Genomic DNA, 23,216 nt, shown 5'->3' on the forward strand with positions numbered 1-23,216 from the left:
GCTCCCCCGCGACCCGGTCCCCGCGGGCCCTGGGACGGGCCATCGGCGGAGGCTCTGCCCGGAGACCGGGCGGGGCGGCGCGGTGCGGGTCGACACGTGAGTCCTTCGGAAGGGTCGATGGGCCCAACAGGTCAGTTGCCGGAACTCCATTAGACCGGGCGCCACGGGTCGTTGCGGTCTGCCCGGAGGGCGTGTCGCCGGTGTTCTGGGTGGTGTTCGTCGCGGTCTGCTTCGCCGCGGCATCGACCGGCTTGAGCTTCACGACCGTGCGCTCGGGAACGAGCGAGTCCGGGCGACGCGGCGCCGGCGGGCGTACGTCGAGGGCCTGGGACGGCTCGCCACAGCTCGGGGTCAGCTTGTTGGTGCCGAGGTAGAGGAAGCGGGGGCAGGCCGGCACCACCATGCCGAGCTTCATCGCCCGCTCGCCGATGCGCTGCGGGTCGCGGAGCTCGTCGAGGTCCGCCTGGAGCGACTGCTCCTGCGAGCGGAGGTCCGCGGCCTGCAGCTCGAGGTCCTCGGCGGTGAACGAGTTCTGCTGCATGGTCGTGTTGAACATCAGCAGACCGACGACGCCGGCCAGCAGGATCATGCTGACCAGCATCACGAAGGGCACCTTCGGTGCCCGCACCCGACTGCGCGGCACCACCCGCAGGCGGGCACGCTCGACGGCCTCCTCCGCAATCCTCTGGACGCGGATGCGGGACTGCTGCGGGGTGCTCACGAGAGGGCTCCTTCACGGACGCGCTCGACGGCGCGGAGGCGAACGCTGGCGGCTCGGGGGTTTTCGGTCAGCTCGGGCTCGACGGCCTTCTCGGCACCGCGCGTGCGGTTGACGAAGACCGGCTGACGGTCGGCGGGGACCACCGGCATGTCGTGGGGTACGTCGAGGCGGGTCACGGCGGTGAAGGCCTGCTTCACCAGCCGGTCCTCGAGCGAGTGGTAGGACTCGACGACGACGCGGCCACCGACCGCCACCGCCTTGAGAGAGGCCGGGATGGCGCGACGCAGGACGTCGATCTCGTCGTTGACCTCGATGCGGAGCGCCTGGAAGGTGCGCTTGGCGGGGTGCCCGCCGGTGCGCCGCGCGGGCGCCGGGATCTCGGCGTACAGGAGCTCGACGAGGCGACCCGAGCGGGTCCACGGCTCCTTCTCGCGCTCGGCGACGATCGCGCGGGCGATCTTGCGCGCGAACTTCTCCTCGCCGTACCACTGCAGGATCCGGGCGATCTCCTCCACGGGGTACGTGTTCAGGATGTCCGCTGCGGTCATGCCCGTGCCGTCGTTCATACGCATGTCGAGCGGAGCGTCCTCGGCGTAGGCGAAGCCCCGCTCGCGGACGTCGAGCTGCATGGAGGAGACACCGAGGTCGAACAGGACGCCCTGCACGGACGGCAGTCCGAGGTCCGCGATCACGTCGAGGATCTCGTCGTACACCGCGTGGACGCCGGTGAACCGGTCACCGAAGGGAGCCAGGCGCTCCCCCGCCATCCGCAGCGCGTTGGGGTCGCGGTCGATGCCGATGACACGGGCGTTCGGGCACGCGCTCAGCACAGCCTCGCTGTGGCCGCCGAGGCCGAGCGTGCAGTCGACGAGCACGGAGCCGGGCTGCTCGAGGGAAGGCGCCAGCAGCGCGACGACCCGGTCGAGGAGGACGGGGACGTGGCGGGGAGAGGTCATGGTGCGGACTACCCCTGCCCGCCGCTGGCGATGATCAGGAGCAACGCGAGGCTGCAGACGACTGACAAACCTGCCGAGAGCGCCATCACGGCCAGGACCTCGCGGGCCTGCTCGCGTACCCGCGGTGCGGGTGCGTCCGTGACGTTGGTGCTCATCTCGACCCTTCAGGTGCGGGGCGACGAGTCGCCCCATGACGTGATGCCGATTCGCCGGACCAGGTCCCTGCCCACTCCCGTGGTGGGGGAAGTCGTCGCCTGGAACCGGGGAAGGTGCCCCAGGGGACGGACAGGAGTGGGCACGAGACCTCGTCCTGCGAATCAGCTTTGGTGTTGTTGGTGGATCAGATCCCCGGGAAGACCTCATCCGAGAGCTCGGAGAACTTCTGCTCCTGCTCCTCGGAGTAGGTCGCCCAGGACGTCGGGTCCCAGATCTCGATCCGGTTCATCGCGCCGATCACCATGACGTCCTTCTCGAGGGACGCGTAGTCCCTCAGGACGGACGGGATGGAGATCCGGCCCTGCTTGTCGGGGATCTCCTGCGACGCGGCCGCGAACAGCATGCGGACGTAGTCACGAGCTCCCTTGTTGGTGACTGGCGCCTCGCGGAGCCGGTCGGTCATGCCTGCGAAGTCCGACATCGACCAGACGGTGAGGCAGCGCTCCTGACCACGAGTCACCACGAGCCCCTCCGCCAGCTGATCCCGGAACTTGGCCGGAAGGAAGAGACGCCCCTTGTCATCGAGCTTGGGGGTGTAGGTGCCGAAGAACATCTCGCCGCACCCCTTTCCCCCACTCTTCCTCCACTGCGCTCCACTTTACTCCACTACCCACCACCGTCAACCATCTGAGGCGCAATTTGCTCCCTTTTTCAGGGAGTAGCCGTTGCCGATGGAGCCGCACGGCGGGAGGTGTCGATTCGGACGCACTTTTCGAAGCGCTCTCCGGCTCCCTTCGGCGCGGCGCTACGGTGGCCTCGTGGCAGTGGAGACAGGCGACCTCGAGACGCTCACGCGTGTCACGGGACGGGTTCGCCAGAACATCGAGCGCGTGATCGAAGGCAAGCCCGACGTGGTCGGGACGGCACTCGTCGTGCTGCTCGCCGAGGGGCACTTGCTGATCGAGGACGTGCCCGGCGTCGGCAAGACGATGCTCGCCAAGGCGCTGGCCCGTTCGATCGAGGGCAGCGTCAAGCGCATCCAGTTCACGCCCGACCTGCTCCCCTCCGACGTCACAGGGGTCAGCGTCTTCAACCCCGACACCCGGACCTTCGAGTTCCATCCGGGCGTTGTCTTCGCCAATGTCGTGGTGGGCGACGAGATCAACCGCGCCTCACCGAAGACGCAGTCCGCGCTGCTCGAGTGCATGGAGGAGCGCCAGGTCACCGTCGACGGCAACACCGTCGAGCTCGAGTCTCCGTTCCTCGTCATCGCCACCCAGAACCCGATCGAGATGGAGGGCACCTACGCCCTCCCCGAGGCGCAGCGCGACCGCTTCATGTGCCGGGTCTCGATGGGCTATCCCCCACTCGCCGCCGAGCTCGCGATGCTCGACAGCCACACACGCCGCAACCCGCTCGACGACCTCGAGCCGGTCACCGACGCCGCCGAGCTCCGGAAGCTCGTGCACATCGTCGGCTCGGTCCACGTCTCTGACGCCGTTGCCCGCTACGCCGTGGCCCTGACCACTGCCACACGCACCAGCCCCGACCTCGTGCTCGGCGCATCACCCCGCGCGACACTCCACCTGGTCCGCGCGGCGAAGGCCCACGCCGCGCTGCAGGGGCGCTCCTTCGTCCTGCCCGACGACGTGCTCGACCTCGCACCCCTGGTGCTGACCCACCGCCTCATCCCCAACGTCGAGGCGTCGCTGTCCGGGCGCACTCCGGCGTCGATCCTGAGCGGCATCGTGTCCCGGGTTCCCGTCCCGGCCAGCAGCACCTCCCACGGCTGAGGGCAGCACCATGCGCAGCGGGCTCGGCGCCCTCACGACTCGGGGTCGCACGCTCCTGGCCGGCGGGATCACCGCCCTGTTCTGTGGCATCGCCCTGGGCCAGGTCGCACTGAGCCGGGTGGGGCTGCTCCTCGTCGTACTTCCCGTGGCGAGCGCTGCGCTGATCGGCCTCAGTCGCTACCGGCTCTCGCTGGCCCGCGCCGTGGAGCCCCGACAGGTTGCCGCAGGCCAGTCGTCCCTCGTCACCCTCGAGATCAGCAATGCAGGGCGCGCCCTGCTCGGCACGGTGCGGCTGGAGGACCAGGTGCCGTGGGCGCTCGGCTCGCGCCCCCGCTTCGTGCTCGGCGGACTGACTCGCGCCTGGGAGCGCCGGGTGGACTACACGGTGCGGTCCGACGTGCGTGGGCGCTTCGTCCTCGGGCCGATGACCGCCCGCGTCACCGATCCGTTCGGGCTGGTGGAGCTCTCCCGGTCCTTCCAGACCCAGGCGGAGCTGATCGTGACGCCGACGGTCGTCCGCCTGCCGATGACGGGCCTGAGCGGAGCGTGGACCGGCGCCGGCGACAACCGGCCCCGCGCCTTCGCGAGCGGCAGCGCTGAGGACGTCACCGTTCGGGAGTACCGCCACGGCGATGCGCTCCGCCGCGTCCACTGGCGCAGCAGTGCCCGCACCGGCGAGCTGATGGTGCGCCGCGAGGAGCAGCCCTGGCAGTCGCGGGCCACGGTCTTGCTGGACAACCGGGTCTCCGCACACCGGGGCCACGGCGCCGCGTCGTCACTCGAGACGGCCGTCTCGATGGCAGCCTCGATCGTCACGCACCTGGCCGAGCGCGGCTTCACCGTCCGCCTGGTCACGGCCGACGGGGCGAACGCAGCCCGCAGCGATGCGTGGCACGAGCGGAGCTCCGGCCCGGACACGCGCCGGCTCCTCGAGGAGCTGGCCGTCGTGGACGGCGTACGCCGCGGGGTGCTGGAGACCAGCTGGGTCGCTGACACCGCGCGCACGGGGATGCTCATCGCCGTGCTCGGCGAGGTGACCGAGCACGACCGTGCAGCCCTGCACCGGATGGTCCACCACTCCGAGTCTCCCCTCGCGATCGCGCTCGACGTCGACGGGTGGCTCGGCCGGCCGGCCGCCGACCCGGCACTGTCGCTACGCACCCTGGGCTGGCGGGCCGTTGCCGCAGGCCCCGGGGTCTCACTCCCGCAGCTCTGGCAGGACCTTGCCTCCGCACCCACCCGGCGCAGCTCATGAGGCGTGCCGGAGCACAGCCGCTCCTGACCGCTCTCACCGCGCTCACCTCGTGGGTCATCCTCGTTGCGTGGGAACGGCTCAGCGAGCTGCCGGGCGACCTGCTCGGACAGGTCTTCATCGGCATCGCCCTCATCGCCGCCACCGGCGCCCTGCTCCGCCTCGCCTCCCTGTCCTGGCTCGTGGTGCTCAGCGGCCAGCTGCTGGTTGCGCTGCTCGTGGTCCATGGCTTCTGGGGCTCCGGCGGGTTGCCGACGCCGACCTCGGTCCGGGCTGCCGTCGAGGCGGTCGCAAGCGCCGTCGACTCCGCGGGCACCTACCGAGCGCCGGTCGGCGACGACGTTCCGACGATCCTCCCGCTGCTGCTGGGCGGTGCCCTGGCCGTCCACCTGGTCGTCGACCTGGTGGCCGTCACCCTCGGCCGCGTGGCGGTGGCCGGGCTGCCGTTGCTGATGGCCTACACGGTGCCGGTGAGCATCCTCGGGACCCCGACCGCCTGGCCCGCCTTCGTGATCGGCGGTGCGTGCTTCCTGGGAATGCTCTTCGCTGACGAGCGCGGCCGGCTCGAGCGGTGGGGCCGCCGGATCGAGACCGGCGACCGACCACGCGGCGGAGCGCTGATCGGCGCCGCGGCGCTGACGGCGGCAGTCCTCGTCTCCGCAGTCCTTCCCAGCCAGCCCACGCTGACCCTTCCCGGGTTCGGCACCGGCAACTCCGGCCCGGTCCGGATCACCGACCCGATCGCCGACCTCAAGCGCGACCTCGTGCTCGGGGCGGACATCCCACTGCTCCGGGTGAAGGTGACCTCAGGGCCCAGCACCCCCGCCCCGTCCTACGTCCGGCTCACCGTGCTCGACGAGTTCGACGGGAAGTCATGGCGACCCGGCGACCACCCGCGGCCACAGAGCCAGTCGGCGACGGGCGAGATCCCGCTGCTCGGCCTTGACCCGAGCCAGCCCGGTGAGACCATCGGGTGGCAGGTGAGCGTCACCGAACGCCTCGCGTCCTCGTGGCTCCCGACCCCGCGCTACCTCCGCTCGATCGAAGCCGGCTCCGACTGGCGCTACGGCGCGGACACCCTCGACTTCCGCGCCGTCGACGACGTGACCACGGCTGGACTCTCCTATCCCCTGACCGAGTTCCGTCCCACCCTGACCGCCGACCAGCTCGCGGCGGCGGGTCCGGCGCCCGACCAGATCCAGGACGACTACACCCGGCTCCCGCGCGCCGCCGACAGCCTTCGCACCGTGGCGGAGCGGGAGACCCGGGGAGCGTCGACGGACTACGACCGCGGGGTGGCGTTGCAGCGGTTCTTCCAGTCGGAGTTCACCTACTCGACCCGGATCGCGCCCGGCAACGGGCTCGCCGCCCTGGAGCACTTCCTCAGCCCGGACGGCCGCGAGGGCTACTGCGAGCAGTTCGCTGCGGCAATGGCGGTGCTCGCCCGAGAGCTGGACATCCCTGCCCGCGTCTCCGTGGGGTTCCTGTCCGGCGACCGCACGACCACCGACACCTATGAGTTCAGCAGCCACGACCTGCACGCGTGGCCGGAGCTCTACATCGCAGGTGCCGGGTGGGTGATGTTCGAGCCGACGCCCACCTCGCACACCGTCGCCGTTCCCGGCTACACCCGCCCCACCGCGCAGCCGTCGAGCGGGCCCTCTGCGACTGCCACCCCGTCGACCGTTCGGCCGTCCATCTCGGCCGGCACGAAGCCACGCCCCGAGACCGGGTCGTCCGGGCAGGACACCTCCAGCGAGCTCCTCACGACCTGGCTTCCGGCAGTCGGCGTCGGCGCGTTCGCCCTGCTCCTGCTCGGAGCGCTGCCACGGGCACTGCGTCGCCGCCGCCGGGCCCGTCGGATGGCAGCAGCGACCCCCGAGGAGATGTGGGCCGAGCTCCGCGACACCGCTATCGACCTCGGCGTGCCGTGGCCCGAGGAACGGTCACCCCGCGCCACTGGTCTCGCGCTCGCCGGCACCGTCAACTCGGTGCCCGAAGCCCCGGCCGCGCTGCGACGACTGGTGACCACGCTCGAGACCGCGCGCTACGCGCCGGCCGGGGAGCAGCCACCGCTCGACGACCAGCTCGCCGTGGACACCGAAACCTGCCTCGAGGCGTTGCGCGACGGCGCATCGCCGGCAGCACAACGCCGGGCTCGCTGGTGGCCACGCTCACTGCACCGGCGTACGACGCGCAGCGGCGCACGCGTCAGGCAGGAACATGCTTCGGGCGTGGTCGATCAACTCGACCCGCCGGCAGACGCCTGAGGAGACGGCGCCTGAGGAGACTCAGTCCTCGTGGCGGTGGCGCCAGCGGTCCATGCGGTCGTGGAGCGAACCCTGGTCATGCGCCGACGGGGTCGGGCGGGCGCGCAGCGCAGAGAGCGCATAGGTCGCGCTGAGCAGCATGACCACAAAGCCCAGGACAGCAACCGGGATGAGCTCGGTCACCGCCCCCGTCATCAGCAGGGCGACTCCACCGAGGAACGCGACCCCGGCCAGCAGTGCACGCTGACGAGCGGCCCGACGAAACGAGCTGCCACGCAAGGTGGACGCAAACTTCGGGTCCTCTTCGGTGAGTGCGCGCTCCATCTGCTCGAGCAGGCGAAGCTCCTCCTCCGACAGTGGCATGGCTCCTCCTCACCTGGGCCGCACGGATGATCTGCCATCAGTCTAGGCAGCCGTTCTCGCCGGTGGTAGCCGCCGGTCCGGAAATTTCGTGAATGTCTCGCGAATCAGTGCGTTGCGAGCACGTGGATCTGTGTTGCCAGAGGCAGGTACTCCGGTCTTTCGGCGACCGCTTGCTCGAGCTCGAGGAGCGCGTCAGCTGCCCCGACCTCGGCGTCGAGGACGGCGCCAGGAACCAGATCGGTGAAGACCCGCACCGCATGCTGAGCGGTCACCGCGAACCCAGCCGCGTCGAGCAGCGCGACGATCTCGGCAGCCGTCCAGCGGCGCCCGGTGCCACGCCCTCGCGCCGGCACCTCACCCGGACCACCGTCGAGGAGGGTCAGCGCCTGGCCGAAGTGGCCGGCCATCGCGCGGGCCAGGACGGCCGCATGGCGCTGCGCGACGAGCAGGCTGAGCGTGCCGCCCGGTCGCAGGACGGTGGCGATGGTCGCCAACGCGGCAGCCGGGTCATCGCTGACCTCCAGCACCCCGTGGCACAGCACGACATCGACACTGGCGCCCGGCACGAGCTCCAGCAACGTGGAGAGGTCGCCCTGCTGGGCAGTCACCCGCTCCGCAACGCCTTGCTCCTGCGCGCGTCGGCCAAGTGCGGCCAAGGCGTCCGGGCTCGGGTCGACCACGCGAACGTGATGCCCCAGCTCGGCGACCCGGACAGCGAAGCCACCCGTGCCACCGCCGATGTCGAGCACCGTTGCTCCGGGCTGGCCTGCCAGAACGGCGTCGAGAGCGTTCCACACCACTGTCGTGCGTGCGGCCGCACGGCGTTCGCCGGGTCGCTCGCGCTCGCTGCCTGCCACTCCACCGGTGCCTGCCATGGATCCCACCCTAGTAGGACAGAGATCAGGCGCCCGCGCGAAGCGCGGGCCGGAACACGATCTCCTCCTCGACCGGCAGGTGCGGCGCCAGGCCCAGCGCCTGCTCGATCACGGAGAGGAAGCGGTCTGCGTCACGCACGAGGTCGTCCGCATCCCGCTCGGACACCGCACGACGCGAACCCGCCTCGGCTGCCGCGCGCTTGGACGCACCCGCGGCGAAGAACGCGGACCACTCCGTCAGCTCGGGCGCCACCTCCGCGAGCAGGACCCAGGCGTTCTTCTGGCGCCGGCGCTTGGGGTCCGGGTGGGCCCGGGCGGCGAGCAGTGCCGCCGCGGCGCGCAACGCAGCGACATGGGCGTGGGCGTAGCGGGTCGGGACGTCACTCGTCGTGATCGCTTCACGCAGCGACTCGGCAGCGCGCTCGAGGTAGGCGTGCGTCGTCGCGGGCAACAGCATCATCGGGAATCTCCTTCGGTCGTCGACCCGCCTGATCGAACAGTTGTTCGAACAAGAGGAACGCTACACCTGCCCTCCGACAACAGGACAACCTCGACCGCGTGCCCTGGGGAAAACTGGTCCGACTAGGGTCGAGGGCATGGACGAGCACCCCTCGATCACGAGTTTTCGCGCTGAACTGGAGCGTCTCGGCGGCACCGGCGAGGTGATCGTCCTCCCCGAATCCGCGCACACGGCAGCCCTGGCCGCCGCCGCGCTCGGCTGCGAGGTCGGTGCCATCGCGAACAGCCTGCTGTTCTCCAGCGACAACGAGCCCGTCCTGGTCCTCACCAGTGGCGCACACCGGGTGGACACGACCGCGACGGCCGCGCGCATCGCCGTACCGAAGCTGAAGCGGGCTGACGCCGACTTCGTCCGCAACCACACCGGGCAGGTGATCGGCGGCGTGTCCCCCATCGCGCACCCCAGCCCGATCCCGACCTGGGTCGACATCTGGCTGCAGAAGCATCCCGTCCTGTGGGCAGCGGCCGGACACCCGTCGGCGGTCTTCTCCACGACCTACGACGAGCTCCTCCGCCTGACCGGCGGCACCGCGATCGAGGTGGACTGAATGATCGAGATCTGGCTCAACCCTGCCTGCTCCAAGTGCCGCACGGCCGTCAGCGAGCTCGACGCCACCGGCGCGGACTACACCGTCCGGCGCTATCTCGACGAGCCGCCGACCGCCGCCGAGCTCGAGGATGTCCTTGCCCGCCTGGGCGTGGACCCGTGGCACATCGCGAGGACGGGCGACGCGAAGGGGCTCGGCGTGACGCTCCCACCCAGGGACGAGGCGCACCGCGGCGACTGGCTGGCGCTGATGGTGCACAACCCGCGCCTGATCCAGCGCCCGATCATCACCGCAGGCGACGGCACGACCGTGGTCGGGCGCGACGCCGAAAGCCTGGCAAAGGTCATCGCCGCAGGCTGAGCCGCCCGTTAGATTCAGCGCGTGGAAAGTCTTGCGCTCGTCTTCTCCAGCGGCTGGGCCAGCGGCGTCAACAGCTACCTCGTTCTCCTCGTGCTGGGGCTCGCGGAGCGATTCGGGACGTTCGGCCAGCTCCCCGACGTCCTGGGACGCTGGGAGGTGCTCGCCGCGGCCGGGTTCATGTTCGCCATGGAGTTCGTCGCGGACAAGATCCCCTACGTCGACTCGACCTGGGACGCGATCTCCACAGCGATCCGCCCCACCGTCGGCGCAGTGGTCGGTGTCCTGCTCGCCGGCGACGCCGACAGCCTGAACCAGGCCGTCGCGGGTGTCGTCGGAGGCAGCTCCGCGCTCGCCGCCCACAGCGTGAAGGCCGGCACCCGGCTGGCGATCAACGCCTCCCCGGAGCCGGCCACCAACATCCTGGCCAGCCTCGCCGAGGACTCGGCGGTCTTCGTCGTGATGCTCTTCGCCCTGCACCACCCCTACATCGCCGCGTCGATCGCCGCGACGCTGCTGGTGATCGGACTGGTCGTCCTCTACTACGCGATCAAGCTGATCCGGCGTGGCTGGCGGAGGTGGAAGCGGACGGACCGCCGTCCATCCGCCTACGCCTGACCCCTAGGGTGCGCTCATGGCACGTATTGCAGTGATCGGCGGCGGGTTCGGCGGACTCGCCTCCGCAGCCCGGCTGGCCAAGCTCGGCCACGACATCACCCTCCTCGAACGCGGCAAGCACCTCGGCGGTGCCGTCAGCACGATCGAGTCCGAGGGCTTCACGTGGGATGCCGGCCCGACCTCGACGCTCCTGCCTGCCGTGATCCGGGACCTGTTCCGCAAGTCGGGCCGACCCCTCGAGAAGGAGCTCGACCTCGTCCCCCAGGACGTCGTGCGCGAGCACTGGTTCGAGGACGGCACCACCGTCGCGCTGCGCGGCGGCTCACGCGGAGTGCAGTACGACGCGTTCGAGGAGCTCGCCCCCGGCCTCGGCGACGCCTGGTGCGAGCACGTGTCGTCGTACGCCGATGACTGGGAGCTGCTGCGCCGGGAGTACCTCGAGCGACCCTGGCGTCCCGAGTTGGCCGACAAGGCGACCGCCGCCCGGATCTTCACCCGCGAGACCCTGGCCAGGCGCCTGCGCCGCACCCTCCGCGAGGAGCGGTTGAGGCTGGTCGCGGCCCACCCCTTCGTGGCCGACGGGCATGACATCCGCAACGTGCCGGCGTGGATGGGCATGCAGGCCTACGTCGAGCAGAACTTCGGCGCCTGGACCGTGCCCGGCGGCATGGCGGGGCTCTCGACTGCACTCGCCGATCGCCTGGAGACGCGCAAGGTCGACGTCCAGCTCGACACCGGGGTCCGCGACATCGTGGTCCGCGACGGGCGCGCAGTCGCTGTCGCGACCGATGCCGGAGAGGTGGACGCCGACTTCGTGGTCTGCGCGATCGACCCGCGCACACTGCCCGTCCTCAAGCAGCACGTCATGCGCACGATGCCCGCGATGCCCCCAGTGGTGGTCCACCTCGGGCTCACCGGCGACGACATCCCGGAGCTCGGCCCCGAGACCGTCTTCCACGGCGACCCGACCCTGGTGGTCCGCACCGGCGGCACCGCTCCCGAGGGCGGTCAGGCGTGGACGATCCAGGGTCGCGGCAAGCTCGCCGAGGACGTCGTCCTCGCCCTGTCCCGCAAGGGCGTCAACGTCCGCCCCCACGTCGAGGTGCGCATCGACCGCTCACCCCTCGTGCAGGTCGAGCAGAACGGCAGCTCACCGTTCGGCGTGCTCTGGCAGGGCCGTGACACGCTCCGTCACCGCCTCGGCCCGACCACCCCGATCCCGGGCGTGTACGCCGCCGGCGCACACGCCACCCCGGGTTCGGGACTCCCCTATGTCGGGTTGTCCGCGAGCCTGGTCGCCCAGGAGATCGGCCCCGCCTGACCCGGAAGGGTCAGGACAGACCGAGCGCCTCGAAGATCTCGCGCGTCGCCTTGGAGCGGTTCAGCGTGTAGAAGTGCAGGCCGGGCGCACCACCGTCGAGCAGGTCGCGGCACAGCTGGATGGCGAGCTCGATGCCCTTGGCGCGGATGTCGGCAGGCTCCTGCAGGCCGGCGAAGGCGTCGACCACGTGTGCGGGCACCGAGGTGCCGATCAGCTCGCCCTGCTTGGCGATCGCGTTGAGGTTCAGGATCGGCATGATGCCGGGCAGGATCGGCATGTCGACGCCGTGCTCGCGGACCCGCTCCACCAGCGCGAAGTAGTCGCTGGCGTCGAAGAACATCTGCGTGACGGCGAACTCGGCACCGGCACGGGCCTTGTCGACCAGCACCTCTGCGTCGTGCTCGAGCGACTCGGCGGACGGGTGGCCCTCCGGGAACGCCGCGACGCCGACGCTGAAGCCGCCTCGCGAGGCGGCGAGCTGGACCAGCTCGACGGCATGCTGGAAACCGCCCTCGGTCGGCGTCCACTCGGCGCGGGGACCCTCCTTGGGGTCGCCGCGCAGGGCCAGCACGTTGGTCACGCCGGCAGAGGCGTAGGCGCCGAGGATCTCGTCGAGGTCGTCCTTCGTGTGTCCCACGCAGGTCAGGTGCGCCATCGGGAGCAGCGAGGTCTCCCGGACGATGCGACCGGTGATGTCGACGGTGCGGTCACGAGTCGAGCCGCCGGCGCCGTATGTCACCGAGACGAAGGTCGGCGCGTAGGCCTCGAGGTCGCGGATGGCCTGCCACAACTGGACCTCGCCCGCCTCGTCCTTCGGCGGGAAGAATTCAAATGAGAACGAACGCTCCCCCGAGCGAATGCGCGCCCCGATGCTGTTGCTGCCCTGGGTCATGACTCCATCGTAAGGAGTCCGGTCGGTGCTTCCGGGCCGATGTCCAGCAATCCGCGTCGATCGTTAGGCTCGGTGCGTGACCTCCGCCCTGCCAGCTGACCGGACCCCGTTCGACGCGGCCCTCTTCCGGGATTCCGTGCAGACGGTCCTCGATGCCTTCCTCGAGGAGCAGTCCGAGCGCCTCGCCGAGCTCGGCGCCGACGCAACCGCCCTGATCGCCGAAGCGCGGGTCGCGGTGAGCGGGGGCAAGCGCCTTCGCGCCGCGTTCTGCCACGCCGGCTACCGGGCCATCCAGCCTGCCAATGCAGGCACCGCGGAGGAGCTCGCGCTGCTGCGCGCCTGCGCCGCCCTCGAGCTGCTCCACGCGAGTGCCCTGGTGCACGACGACTTCATGGATGCCTCCGACACGCGCCGCGGCCGGCCCGCGACCCACCGCGTCTTCGAGGCGTCACACCGCGAGGCCGGCTGGGCCGGCGACCCGGTGCAGTACGGCGCGGCCGCAGCGATCCTGCTCGGCGACCTCCTGCTGACCTGGGCCGACGAGATGCTCCGCCGCTGCGGCCTCCCCCTCGAGCGCGTGTCCGCTGCCCTCGACGTCTTCGACCTGTGCCGTTCCGAAGTGGTGGCCGGCCAGTTCCTCGACGTGTCCGTCCAGGCGCGTGGTCGGGCCGACGTGGCCACCGCGATGACCGTGCTGCGCTACAAGTCCGCGAAGTACTCCGTCGAGCGACCGCTGCACATCGGGGCCGCGCTCGCCGGCGCCACCCCGGAGCAGCTCACCGCCCTCACCGACTTCGGGCTGCCGCTGGGCGAGGCGTTCCAGCTGCGCGACGACCAGCTCGGTGTCTTCGGCGACCCGGCGCTCACGGGCAAGCCCGCGGGCGACGACCTCGTCGAGGGCAAGCGCACCGTGCTCGTGGCACTCGCGCTCGATGCCGCTCCCGCGGCCGAGGCCGAGCTGCTGGACGGCGCCCTGGGCAGCGAGCTCTCCCCCGAGCAGGTCGACGAGCTGCGTCGCATCATCAGCTCCTCGGGAGCCGACCAGCAGGTCGAGGAGATGATCGAGGCGCTCGCCGCCCAGTCACTCGAGGCGCTCGACCGGTCGCCGGTCGACGAGTCCGCGAAGGGCACGCTGCGCGACCTCGCGGCCGCGGCCACGCGGCGTACGACCTGACCTGACTCCGCCGCAACTGGTCTCACGTGGCAGGTTCGCAGCGCGAAGAGCTGCCGATTCAGACCAGTTGCGGTCGCGTTGCTCGGTCGAGTTGCTCAGTCGAGCGAGGAGACGGACTGGAGGTCCGGGCCGTCGCCCCGCAGCAGCACGACGAACGGCGCCTCGTCGGGTGCTTCCGCCCGCTCGCGCAGGACCTGGAGCGCGAGGTTGAAACCGCGCTCGTCGGCGTGGGCGAAGGGGCCCCACCCTTCCCAGAGCACGACCGTGCCTTCCACGCGCTCGGAGGGCAGGTCGGCCAGGCAGTCGGCGAGGGCGTCGAGGTTGTGGCCGTAGTAGGCAGGGAGGGCCAGGGCTTCCCCGATGCGCTGGAGGAAGTCCGCCTTGGAGTCGGTCGGCCAGGCGTCGAGCAGCGCGAACCGCCAGCCGGCGTGCTCGACCGTGTGACCGACATCGGAGGCATCGAACGCAGCGTGCCACCGGAAGACGCCGGGCTGTTGGCGCCGGGCCAGGAGAGCAGCGAGTCCGCTCATCGGGCGATCCTCTCGAAGGAGGCGTAGTGGTCTCCGGTCCAGTAGTACTCCCCCGGGCCGCCGGTCACAATGCGTCGCGCTCCGCGGTCGTCCTCGCCCGGGGTCGGCACGGTGTACTCGTGGTAGTAGCCGCGGTCGTGGTCCGGCAGGATCCCCTCGCGGTTCTGGAACACCACGCCGTCCCGCTCCTCCGGGAACGGGCCGTCGGAGTCGATCAGCTCGAGCGTCTCGCCTGCCTCGTCGGGCAGCTCCGCGACCGACACCCAGGGCAGCCCCGACTCCCGGTCCGTGCCGGACGACCCGCGGTCGGTGGTGGTCGACGCGCTCTCCGGCCGATCCGGCACCGGCGCGGCCGAGTCGCGGTTCTGGAACCACCAGAAGGCGAGAGCGACGACGGCCACGAGGATCGCAGCGATCCACTGCGACCGCGTGCGCGGGAGACGCGTCGGGAAGCCGGCGGGGAGTCCGTTGCGCGATGGACGGGCCATGTCAGATCGGCACGCCTCAGTGGGCCAGGACCTGGGCCCGGCGCTTGACCTCGGAGCCGCGGTTCTCGCGGAGCGCGTCGATCGGGCGCCCGGGCAGGTCGAGATCGGTGAAGATCCACTCGATGGCCTCGCGGTCGTCCCAGCCACCGTCGTGGAAGATCGTCAGGAGACCCGGGAGGCCCTTGACGACCAGGCCGTCCTGGATGAACTCCGCAGGCACGCGCTGGCCGGCACCCTCACTCGGGACCGCCGCGGCGAGCTCGTGCTCGCGGATCATCGTGCGCACCTTGTTCACGCTCACACCGAGGGCCTTGGCGGCCTCGGACCAGTCGAACCAGTCGGTCACAAGGGTGGCGAGATCGGGCGCGGGGGTGGGGGAAACGTCGTTCACACCCCTACTCTCCCACTCCCACTGCTTTTCGCGAGAACCCGTGGACGCGGCGCCGAATGGAAAGGCGGTCTCCCCGAAAGTTCACCTGCGCCCCTTGAGTCACATCAGCACCACGGGTTACGGTCGACAGGTTGCGTGGCCGCCTTCCCCAGGGGATCTACTCGGAGATTCCCGGCTCCGCGCGGCATGACGGAGGGAAAGGTCCGATGACCTCCACCCGAGTTCGAAGCCTGACAGCCACCCTGACAACCACCCTGGCCACCGGACTGATCGCCACCGGACTGACCCTCGCCACCTCCCCCGCAGGGGCCGCGCCGGCATTAGCGGCGGCGCCCACCACGGACACCGGCTTCCCCGGCCCACGCAACCTCGTGGGCCACGTCGTACGCCCTGGTGAGACCGCCAGCGGGCTCGCGGTGAGGTACCACGCGTGGACCGCGGAGCTGATCCGCTACAACCACCTCGGCTCGACCGGGACGCTGTATGCCGGCCAGCGGATCACCATCCCGGTCGTCCCGGAGTCGCTCCGCGACAGCGCAACGACCAAGCCGGCGAGCAAGCCGAAGAGCAAGCCGGACAAGGCTCCCCAGGCGACGAAGCGGACCTGGCGGCACGCCGATCCTTCCCGTGCGGCGGTGCGCAGAGAGATCATCCGGACCGCGCGGGCGCACGGGGTCGACCCGCGGCTCGCCCTGGCGGTCTCGTGGCAGGAGTCCGGCTGGCAGATGCACCACGTCAGCCACGCCGACGCCATCGGCGCGATGCAGGTGCTGCCCGGCACCGGCACCTGGATGAGCCTGTACGCCGACCGGCCGCTGGAGCTGACCCGCCTCGAGGACAACGTGCTCGCCGGGATCCTGCTCCTGGACTTCCTCGACGACAACACCAGCAGCACCCGGAACCAGGTCGCGGCGTACTACCAGGGGCTCCGGGCGGTGCGTGAGCGCGGTCTCTACGACGAAACCCAGGCGTACGTCGCGAACGTGTTCGCGATCCGTGACCAGATCGCACGCGGGTGGAACCCCGCCTGAGGAATTGGGCGGCGCGCCGGACACCGCCAGGGGCCAGTGGCCCGCGGATCCGTACCATGGCCCCCGTGGACTCACGAGACGAACGGGACTCCAGCGACCCGTTGATCGGGCGTCTGCTGGACGGCCGATACCGCGTCGGCGCGCGCATTGCGCGCGGCGGGATGGCATCGGTCTACGAGGCGATGGACGTCCGTCTCGATCGGGTCGTGGCGGTCAAGGTGATGCATCCCGGGATGGGAGACGACGGCGACTTCGCCGCGCGCTTCGTCCGCGAAGCCCGCGCCGCCGCCCGCCTCTCGCACCCCCACGTCGTCGCGGTCCACGACCAGGGCGACGACCACGGCACGGTCTTCCTGGTCATGGAGTACATCCCCGGCCACACCCTCCGTGACGTGATCCGCAGCGAGTCGCCGATGGCGCCGGGCAAGGCGCTCGCGCTGCTCGAGCCGGTCCTCTCGGCGCTCGCCGCGGCGCACCGCGCGGGCCTGATCCACCGCGACATCAAGCCCGAGAACGTGCTGATCGCCGACGATGGCCGCGTGAAGGTCGCTGACTTCGGCCTCGCCAAGGCGGTCAGCGCCGACACGCAGCACACCGCGACCGGCGGCGTGCTGATCGGCACCGTCTCCTACCTCGCTCCCGAGCTGGTCGTCGACGGCCGCGCGGACGCACGTGCCGACGTCTATGCCGCCGGCGTGGTGCTCTACGAGCTGCTCACCGGTCGCAAGCCGCACGAGGGCGAGTCCCCGATCCAGGTGGCCTACAAGCACGTCCACGAGGACATCCCGGCGCCTTCCGCGCTGGTCCGCGGCGGGCTCCCGGCGTACGTCGATGCGCTGGTCGCCCGGGCGACCGCCCGTGATCGCTCGCTGCGTCCGGCCGATGCGCAGGTCCTGCTCCACCAGCTGCACCGGGTCAAGCACGCGGTCGACGCGGGCATCACGGACGACCCCGACCTCCTCGACGACCTCGCCCTGCCCGTCGCATCCGTCTACGAGGAGGAGCAGTTCGGCTCCACCTCGGAGATCCCGGTGCCGGCCGCGCCCGCTGCGGCGTACGACGACTACGAGTCCACCGGTGAGTACGACGAGCCGGCGACTGCGCTCGTGGCGACCCACCAGCCGAACTCGTGGGAGCGCGACCGCCCCCGGCGCAGTGCGGTCTTCCTGATCGGCGGGCTCGTGCTCGCCCTGGCGATCGCGCTCGGTGCCTGGTGGTTCGGGTTCGCCCGCTACACGAGCACCCCGGGGGTCATCGAGCTCCAGGTTGCGCAGGCCCAGGCGAAGATCGAGGACGCCGGTCTCGAGTTCGACGTGGCCCGCGAGGCCTACGACGAGAACGTCCCGGCCGGCAGCGTCATCTCGACCGACCCCGGAGCCGGTGAGCGGATCCTGCCCGGCGACACGGTCGAGGCCGTCGTCTCCAAGGGCAAGGAGCGCTACCAGGTGCCCGACCTCAAGGAGATGACGGAGGACGCGGCCCAGGCCGCGCTCATCGAGGCCAGGCTCACCTTCGGTCGATCCGTCCCGAAGTACCACGCGAAGGTCCCCGAGGGCCAGGTCATCACGACCACACCGGCCGCGGGTGAGTGGCTCAAGCGCAGCACTGCCGTCGACCTGGTGATCAGCCGTGGCCCGCGCCCGATCAAGATCACCGACTTCACGGGCAAGGACGCCAAGACCGCGGTGAAGTGGTTCAAGGACCGCCACCTCAAGACCGCGGTCACCGAGGAGTTCTCCGACGAGGTCGAGAAGGGCAAGGTCATCTCGCAGGACCCCAAGGACGGCGAGCTGTTCCGTGACGACACGGTCAACCTGGTCGTCTCCAAGGGGCCGGAGCTGGTCGAGATCCCCCGCCTCCGCGCGATGGGCGTCGAGGCGGCCCGCGACCGGCTCGAGGCGCTCGGGCTGAAGGTCAGCGAGAAGCACGCCGACATGTACCTCGGCCTCGGCTACGTCTCCTCCGTCTCCCCCGGCGAGGGCGAGTCCGTGCCCAAGGGCAGCACCGTCACGCTCTACCTCGTCTGATCGGACCCACCCACATGACTTCTCCCGAGATCTCGCGACCCATCGGGTCGCACGTCCCCGTCGGCAAGGGGCTCGTCGCCGGCGCCCTCACCACCGCGCGCGAGCTCGGCTACGAGACGCTCCAGGTCTTCGTCGGCAACCCGCGCGGCTGGGCGCTCTCGGCCGGCAAGCCCGCCGAGGACAAGGAGTTCCGGCGCCAGCTCGAGGCTGGTCCTCATGGCGGCACGCGGGCGTTCATCCACGCGCCGTACCTCGTGAACCTCGGCTCCCCCACCCCCGCGACGTACGAGAACTCGATCGCGGTCGTCGCCCACAACCTCAAGCGGGCCGCCGAGATCGGCGCCGAAGGCGTCGTCGTGCACACCGGGTCGTTCGTCGACCCGTCCGACTCCTCCGAGAAGTACGACGCGGCGATGCGCCAGGTCCGCGAGGGACTGCTGCCGCTCCTCGACGCTCTGGGCGACTCCGACGACGCGCCCTGGCTGCTGCTCGAGCCGACCGCCGGCCAGGGCCGCTCGCTCTGTGCGGGGGTCGAGGACCTGATCCCCTACCTCGGCGCGCTCGACCTCCACCCGAAGGCCGGCGTCTGCCTCGACACCTGCCACGTGTTCGCGGCCGGAGCTCCGCTCGACGAGGTCGGCGGGGCGACCGCAACCCTCGACCGCATCGTCGAGATCGGTGGGCCCGACCGGCTCCGGCTGATCCACGCCAACGACTCGATGGATGTCCGCGGCGCGTTCAAGGACCGTCACCAGCGGATCGGCGAGGGGCACATCGGCGCGGGCGCGTTCCGCGAGCTGTTCGCCCACCCGGCCACCGAAGGTGTGCCGTTCATCCTCGAGACGCCGGGCTCGCGCGAGGACCCGGCCGACCTGCACCTGCTCCAGCAGCTCCGCGCCGAGGCGCTCTCCCGATAGTCCTCACCACCTGGACCCTTTCGCGGCGAGATAGGGGTCCTCCTGTTGTGGACTGTCGGAGGGCGGAGCACGATGGAGGGCGCGGGGGTTCCGCACCCAAGGGAGGCCTGTCGTGACAGGTCATGTCATCCATCTCAACACCACCATCGACGCCAGCCCGGAGACCATCTGGGGAGTCCTCACCGATCTCCCCCACACGGCCGAGATCCTGAGCAGCGTGAAGTCGGCAGAGCTCATCACCGACGGCGAGTACGACGTCGGGACCACGTGGCGCGAGGAACGCAACTTCTTCGGCCACCACGGTGAGGAGGAGCTGCACGTCATCGAGTCCGAGCCGCCGAGTCGCACGCTCCACGAGACCCGGCTGCGCCACGACCGGATCCGCACGGCGTACCTGATCGAGCGCACCGCTGACGGCACCGCGAGCAGGTTGCTGATCACGGCCACGATGGACGTCTCCGGACGGACCAAGAGCGAGCTGATGCGCTGGAACGTGCTCGGCCGTCACAGCTTCGAGTCGACGCGCCGGATGCTGATCCGCGACCTCGAGGACATCCGGATCGAGGCCGAAAAGCGCGAGGGGCGGCCGCAGGAAGCCGACAAGGGCAAGCACCGGGCAAGCTGAGTCCGCCTGACGACAAGGCCCGCGGCGGCGAGAAAGCTGCGGGCTAGGATCCGTGCATGGTTGTGGTGATGGCCCCCGGGGCGACGGATGCGGAGATCGCTCACGTCGTTGCCCGCGTGGCGAGCGTGGGCGGCAACGCCAGCGTCTCCAAGGGCATCGAGCGCACCATCATCGGCCTGGTCGGTGACATCGACTCGTTCCACGGCCTGAACCTCCGCGCCCTGGCTGGAGTCGCGGACGTCCACCGGATCTCCGACCCCTACAAGCTGGTCAGCCGGCAGCACCACGCCGAGCGTTCGACCGTGTGGGTCGGCCCGGCCAGCCACCAGGTCCCGATCGGGCCGGAGACGTTCACCTTCATCGCCGGCCCGTGCGCTGTGGAGACCGCCGAGCAGACCATCGAGGCCGCTCGCATGGCGCAGGGTGCCGGCGCCACGATCCTGCGCGGCGGTGCCTTCAAGCCCCGCACCTCGCCGTACGCCTTCCAGGGACTCGGGGTGAAGGGCCTCGAGATCCTGGCCGACGTCCGCGAGGCGACCGGCATGCCGATCGTCACCGAGGTCGTCGACGCGCGTGACGTCGCCGTGGTCGCGGAGTTCGCGGACATGCTGCAGATCGGCACACGCAACGCCGCCAACTTCGGGCTGCTGCAGAAGGTCGGCGAGGCCGGCAAGCCGGTGCTCCTCAAGCGCGGCATGACCGCGACGATCGAGGAGTGGCTCATGGCTGCGGAGTACATCGCCCAGAGCGGCAACCTCGACATCGTGCTCTGCGAGCGCGGCATCCGGACCTTCGAGCCGTCGACCCGCAACACCCTCGACATCTCGGCGATCCCGGTCGTGCAGGCCACCAGCCACCTGCCGATCATCGTGGACCCGTCGCACGCCGGCGGCCGCAAGGACCTCGTGGTGCCGCTGTCGAAGGCCGCCATCGGCGTCGGTGCCGATGGTGTCATCGTCGACGTGCACCCCAACCCGGAAGAGGCGCTGTGCGACGGCCCGCAGGCGCTGCTCGGCAACGACCTGCGTGAGCTGGCCCAGGCCGTACGCCGCCTCCCGGCCGCGGTTGGCCGTGTCGATGCCCGTGAGCGGGAGCGCCGCGCCTGACCGCGTGGATGTGACGACGATGAAGTACTGCCAGCGCTGCGGGGCCGAGCTCGACCTCGGTCGGTTCTGCATCAACTGCGGTGCACCCGTCGACCCATCGACACCCGCACCTGCTCCGGTCGAGGCCCCGCCGGTCTACGGACCGGCGACGACGTACGTCCTGCCCGACCGGACGGTGCCGCCTGCCGCGACCCCCCGGGTCGGTTCGGCCGGTCGCCGCCGGAGCCCGGGACGGGCCAGCGGTCCCGGTGCCGCGGTGTGGATCTTCCTGCTGGTTGGACTGCTCCTCGCCATCCTGCTCGGCAGCTGCCTCGCTCTGCGGACCAGCGGATCCGATGGTTCCGCAGCACCCACCGCGGAGCCCAGCAAGACTCCGGAGCCGAGTGACCCGACGTCCGCCACGCCGACGGGCGTCGAGACCGGCCGTGCCGGCACCGATCTGGCTGTGGTCGCGAAGGCCTCCGCGCCCCGTCCGATGAGCGCCAGCCGGGACCTCGCCGGCAACCGGGTCTCCTACCCGGCCAGCAACATGCTCGACAACGACCGCGCCACGGCATACCGGCTCACCGGCGACGGGAGCGGCACCGTGATCCGGTTCGACCTCGGCAAGGACCGGGTGGTGACCGCGGTCGGGCTGATCAACGGCTACGCCAAGGTCGACGGTGCCACCGACTGGTACCCCCGCAACCGGCGCATCCTCAGCGTCGAGTGGCGCTTCGACGACGGCACCGTCGTCACGCAACGGCTCGTGGACACGCCTGACCTGCAGACGATCCAGGTGGACCCGGAGACGACCGGCTCGGTGCAGCTGCGGATCGTCGACGTGTCGAGGCCGGGGCGCCGGGGCGGCAAGAACACGACCGCCATCAGCGACGTGCTCCTGCTCGGCTCCTGATCCCGGTTTCGGTCAGTCCGTCTTCGGGCAGCGCGCCGCGGAGAGCATCTCCGCGACGAGGAACGCCATCTCGAGGCTCTGCACGCGGTTGAGGCGCGGGTCGCAGACCGACTCGTAGCGGTTGGAGAGGTCGTCGGCCGACAGCTCCTCGCCGCCACCGACGCACTCGGTCACGTCGTCACCCGTGAGCTCGACGTGCAGGCCACCGGGCCAGGTGCCGAGAGCCGCGTGGACGTCGAAGAAGCCCTGGACCTCGTCGATCACGTCGTCGAAGCTGCGGGTCTTGTAACCCGAGGAGGCCTCGAAAGTGTTGCCGTGCATCGGGTCGCAGATCCACGCGACCTGGAGCCCCTCGGCCTGCACCTTCTCGATCAGCGGCGGCAGGCCCTCACGGATCTTGCTCGCGCCGAAGCGGGTGATGAAGGTCAGGCGGCCCGGCTCGTTCTCCGGGTTGAGCTTGCGTGCCAGGGCGATCGCGTCGTCGGGCGTGGTGCTCGGGCCGAGCTTCACGCCGATCGGGTTCTTGATCTTGCTCAGCAGCTCGACGTGGGCACCGTCGATCTGACGGGTGCGCTCACCGATCCACACCATGTGCGCGGAGACGTCGTAGGGCTCCTGGGTGCGGCTGTCGATGCGGGTCAGGGCGTGTTCGTACTCAAGGACGAGCGCCTCGTGGCTCGAGTGCACGTCGGCCCGGTGGAACTCGTCCGGGTCGGCGCCGATCGCCTGCATGAAGGTCAGCGCGCGCTCGATCTCGCTGGCCAGCTTCTCGTAGCGGCGACCCACCGGCGAAGAGCGGACGAAGTCGGTGTTCCAGGTGTGCACCTGGCGCAGGTCGGCGTAGCCACCCGTGGTGAACGCACGCACGAGGTTCAGCGTGGCGGCGGAGTTGTTGTAGACGTCGACCAGGCGCTGCGGGTCCGGGATCCGCGACTCCTCGGTGAAGTCGTAGCCGTTGACGGCGTCGCCGCGGTAGGCCGGAAGCGTCACGCCATTGCGGGTCTCGAAGTCGGAGCTGCGCGGCTTGGCGTACTGACCGGCGATGCGGCCGACCTTCACGACCGGCACGGACGCGGCGTACGTCAGGACGACCGCCATCTGCAGCAGCACGCGGAGCTTGTTGCGGACGTTGTCGGCGGTGACGCCGGCGAACGTCTCGGCGCAGTCGCCACCCTGGAGGATGAAGGCCTCGCCGCGGACGACGGCCGCGATCTTCTCCTTGAGCTCGTCGCACTCGCCGGCAAAGACGAGCGGCGGCGCGGTGCGCAGGCGCTCGACCGCGGCGTCGACGGCGGCACGGTCGGGGTACGTCGGCTGCTGGGCCGCGCCCATCGAGTGCAGGGAAGCAAGATCAGGGATCGAGGGTGTCACCTGCCTAGGGTACGCGGGTC

26 protein-coding genes are annotated in these 23,216 nt (G+C 70.7%); 14 read left to right on the plus strand and 12 right to left on the minus strand.

What is annotated here, in order from left to right; genetic code table 11:
* From ftsL to mraZ, 4 genes are all read right to left on the minus strand, one after another.
* The coding region (ftsL, locus tag D4739_RS00055; protein WP_120058511.1) for a cell division protein FtsL at nt 1–721 on the minus strand (721 nt) is incomplete at its 3' end.
* Nucleotides 718–1,677, minus strand: a complete 960-nt coding sequence (rsmH, locus tag D4739_RS00060) for a 16S rRNA (cytosine(1402)-N(4))-methyltransferase RsmH (protein ID WP_120058513.1) — start codon at nt 1,675–1,677, stop codon at nt 718–720. The genes rsmH and ftsL, both read right to left, overlap by 4 nt.
* Nucleotides 1,678–1,685: 8 nt before the next feature.
* The gene (locus tag D4739_RS16715) at nt 1,686–1,832 is read right to left on the minus strand and encodes a hypothetical protein (protein WP_182920237.1); all 147 of its coding nucleotides are present in this window, start codon (nt 1,830–1,832) and stop codon (nt 1,686–1,688) included.
* A 185-nt stretch (nt 1,833–2,017) separates the two neighbouring features.
* Nucleotides 2,018–2,446, minus strand: a complete 429-nt coding sequence (gene mraZ, locus D4739_RS00065) for a division/cell wall cluster transcriptional repressor MraZ (RefSeq protein WP_120058515.1) — start codon at nt 2,444–2,446, stop codon at nt 2,018–2,020.
* Nucleotides 2,447–2,651: 205 nt separating this feature from the next.
* Here mraZ and D4739_RS00070 point away from each other — a divergent pair, with 205 nt between their 5' ends.
* Genes D4739_RS00070 through D4739_RS00080 form a run of 3 tightly spaced genes read left to right on the plus strand, consistent with a single transcriptional unit; the run spans nt 2,652 to nt 7,148 of the window.
* Nucleotides 2,652–3,626, plus strand: coding sequence for an AAA family ATPase (locus D4739_RS00070; protein WP_238473439.1), 975 nt, complete (start codon nt 2,652–2,654; stop codon nt 3,624–3,626).
* 10 nt (nt 3,627–3,636) lie between these two features.
* Nucleotides 3,637–4,881: a DUF58 domain-containing protein gene (locus D4739_RS00075; RefSeq protein ID WP_120058519.1), complete on the plus strand. Its 1,245-nt coding sequence runs from the start codon at nt 3,637–3,639 to the stop codon at nt 4,879–4,881.
* On the plus strand, nt 4,878–7,148 hold the full coding sequence (locus D4739_RS00080; RefSeq protein ID WP_120058521.1) for a transglutaminase TgpA family protein: 2,271 nt from the start codon (nt 4,878–4,880) through the stop codon (nt 7,146–7,148). Before D4739_RS00075 ends, D4739_RS00080 begins: the two co-directional genes overlap by 4 nt.
* A 21-nt stretch (nt 7,149–7,169) precedes the next feature.
* Here the strand turns inward: D4739_RS00080 and D4739_RS00085 are convergent, their stop codons facing one another.
* The 3 genes from D4739_RS00085 to D4739_RS00095 all read right to left on the minus strand — a co-directional run bounded on the left by D4739_RS00085 (nt 7,170) and on the right by D4739_RS00095 (nt 8,846).
* A complete protein-coding gene (locus D4739_RS00085) occupies nt 7,170–7,511 on the minus strand; it encodes a DUF3040 domain-containing protein (RefSeq protein WP_120058524.1) in 342 nt (113 codons plus the stop codon).
* 104 nt (nt 7,512–7,615) lie between these two features.
* Nucleotides 7,616–8,386: a methyltransferase domain-containing protein gene (locus tag D4739_RS00090; protein WP_120058526.1), complete on the minus strand. Its 771-nt coding sequence runs from the start codon at nt 8,384–8,386 to the stop codon at nt 7,616–7,618.
* A gap of 25 nt (nt 8,387–8,411) precedes the next feature.
* Nucleotides 8,412–8,846 (minus strand): SAV_6107 family HEPN domain-containing protein, encoded by a 435-nt coding sequence (locus D4739_RS00095; protein WP_120058529.1) that lies wholly within the window; start codon nt 8,844–8,846, stop codon nt 8,412–8,414.
* A 136-nt stretch (nt 8,847–8,982) separates the two neighbouring features.
* Between D4739_RS00095 and D4739_RS00100 the strand changes: the two genes are divergently transcribed.
* The 4 genes from D4739_RS00100 to D4739_RS00115 are packed head-to-tail and all read left to right on the plus strand — an operon-like array spanning nt 8,983 to nt 11,749.
* Nucleotides 8,983–9,453: a YbaK/EbsC family protein gene (locus D4739_RS00100; protein ID WP_120058531.1), complete on the plus strand. Its 471-nt coding sequence runs from the start codon at nt 8,983–8,985 to the stop codon at nt 9,451–9,453.
* On the plus strand, nt 9,454–9,813 hold the full coding sequence (locus D4739_RS00105) for an ArsC/Spx/MgsR family protein (protein ID WP_238473440.1): 360 nt from the start codon (nt 9,454–9,456) through the stop codon (nt 9,811–9,813).
* Between the two features lie 21 nt (nt 9,814–9,834).
* Nucleotides 9,835–10,428, plus strand: coding sequence for a DUF4126 domain-containing protein (locus D4739_RS00110; RefSeq protein ID WP_120058533.1), 594 nt, complete (start codon nt 9,835–9,837; stop codon nt 10,426–10,428).
* 16 nt (nt 10,429–10,444) lie between these two features.
* On the plus strand, nt 10,445–11,749 hold the full coding sequence (locus D4739_RS00115) for a phytoene desaturase family protein (protein WP_120058535.1): 1,305 nt from the start codon (nt 10,445–10,447) through the stop codon (nt 11,747–11,749).
* 10 nt (nt 11,750–11,759) lie between these two features.
* On the opposite strand, the gene metF is transcribed toward D4739_RS00115, so the two are convergent.
* Nucleotides 11,760–12,641 (minus strand): methylenetetrahydrofolate reductase [NAD(P)H], encoded by an 882-nt coding sequence (metF, locus tag D4739_RS00120; protein ID WP_120058537.1) that lies wholly within the window; start codon nt 12,639–12,641, stop codon nt 11,760–11,762.
* Nucleotides 12,642–12,717: 76 nt separating this feature from the next.
* Here metF and D4739_RS00125 point away from each other — a divergent pair, with 76 nt between their 5' ends.
* Nucleotides 12,718–13,815, plus strand: a complete 1,098-nt coding sequence (locus D4739_RS00125; protein WP_238473441.1) for a polyprenyl synthetase family protein — start codon at nt 12,718–12,720, stop codon at nt 13,813–13,815.
* Nucleotides 13,816–13,910: 95 nt separating this feature from the next.
* Here D4739_RS00125 and D4739_RS00130 read toward each other — a convergent pair whose 3' ends face one another.
* The 3 genes from D4739_RS00130 to D4739_RS00140 are packed head-to-tail and all read right to left on the minus strand — an operon-like array spanning nt 13,911 to nt 15,224.
* Entirely contained in the window at nt 13,911–14,345 is a 435-nt protein-coding gene (locus D4739_RS00130; protein WP_120058539.1) for a barstar family protein, read from the minus strand.
* Nucleotides 14,342–14,833, minus strand: a complete 492-nt coding sequence (locus D4739_RS00135) for a guanyl-specific ribonuclease (RefSeq protein WP_120058541.1) — start codon at nt 14,831–14,833, stop codon at nt 14,342–14,344. Before D4739_RS00135 ends, D4739_RS00130 begins: the two co-directional genes overlap by 4 nt.
* A 16-nt stretch (nt 14,834–14,849) precedes the next feature.
* Complete coding sequence (locus tag D4739_RS00140) at nt 14,850–15,224, minus strand: Rv2175c family DNA-binding protein (RefSeq protein WP_238473442.1); 375 nt, start codon at nt 15,222–15,224, stop codon at nt 14,850–14,852.
* A gap of 206 nt (nt 15,225–15,430) precedes the next feature.
* Between D4739_RS00140 and D4739_RS00145 the strand changes: the two genes are divergently transcribed.
* From D4739_RS00145 to D4739_RS00170, 6 genes are all read left to right on the plus strand, one after another.
* Nucleotides 15,431–16,255 (plus strand): transglycosylase SLT domain-containing protein, encoded by an 825-nt coding sequence (locus tag D4739_RS00145; RefSeq protein ID WP_120058546.1) that lies wholly within the window; start codon nt 15,431–15,433, stop codon nt 16,253–16,255.
* A 56-nt stretch (nt 16,256–16,311) separates the two neighbouring features.
* Nucleotides 16,312–18,282: a Stk1 family PASTA domain-containing Ser/Thr kinase gene (gene pknB, locus D4739_RS00150; RefSeq protein ID WP_120058548.1), complete on the plus strand. Its 1,971-nt coding sequence runs from the start codon at nt 16,312–16,314 to the stop codon at nt 18,280–18,282.
* 14 nt (nt 18,283–18,296) lie between these two features.
* Nucleotides 18,297–19,199 (plus strand): deoxyribonuclease IV, encoded by a 903-nt coding sequence (locus tag D4739_RS00155; RefSeq protein ID WP_120058550.1) that lies wholly within the window; start codon nt 18,297–18,299, stop codon nt 19,197–19,199.
* 112 nt (nt 19,200–19,311) lie between these two features.
* Complete coding sequence (locus D4739_RS00160; RefSeq protein ID WP_182920238.1) at nt 19,312–19,824, plus strand: SRPBCC family protein; 513 nt, start codon at nt 19,312–19,314, stop codon at nt 19,822–19,824.
* Nucleotides 19,825–19,880: 56 nt separating this feature from the next.
* On the plus strand, nt 19,881–20,930 hold the full coding sequence (gene aroF, locus D4739_RS00165) for a 3-deoxy-7-phosphoheptulonate synthase (RefSeq protein WP_120058554.1): 1,050 nt from the start codon (nt 19,881–19,883) through the stop codon (nt 20,928–20,930).
* A gap of 4 nt (nt 20,931–20,934) precedes the next feature.
* The gene (locus D4739_RS00170; RefSeq protein WP_182920239.1) at nt 20,935–21,825 is read left to right on the plus strand and encodes a zinc ribbon domain-containing protein; all 891 of its coding nucleotides are present in this window, start codon (nt 20,935–20,937) and stop codon (nt 21,823–21,825) included.
* Between the two features lie 12 nt (nt 21,826–21,837).
* Here the strand turns inward: D4739_RS00170 and D4739_RS00175 are convergent, their stop codons facing one another.
* Complete coding sequence (locus D4739_RS00175; protein WP_338016249.1) at nt 21,838–23,196, minus strand: class II 3-deoxy-7-phosphoheptulonate synthase; 1,359 nt, start codon at nt 23,194–23,196, stop codon at nt 21,838–21,840.
* Nucleotides 23,197–23,216: the final 20 nt, after the last annotated feature.

Origin of the sequence: Nocardioides cavernaquae, from assembly GCF_003600895.1 — a bacterium.
Taxonomy (GTDB): Bacteria; Actinomycetota; Actinomycetes; order Propionibacteriales; family Nocardioidaceae; genus Nocardioides; species Nocardioides cavernaquae.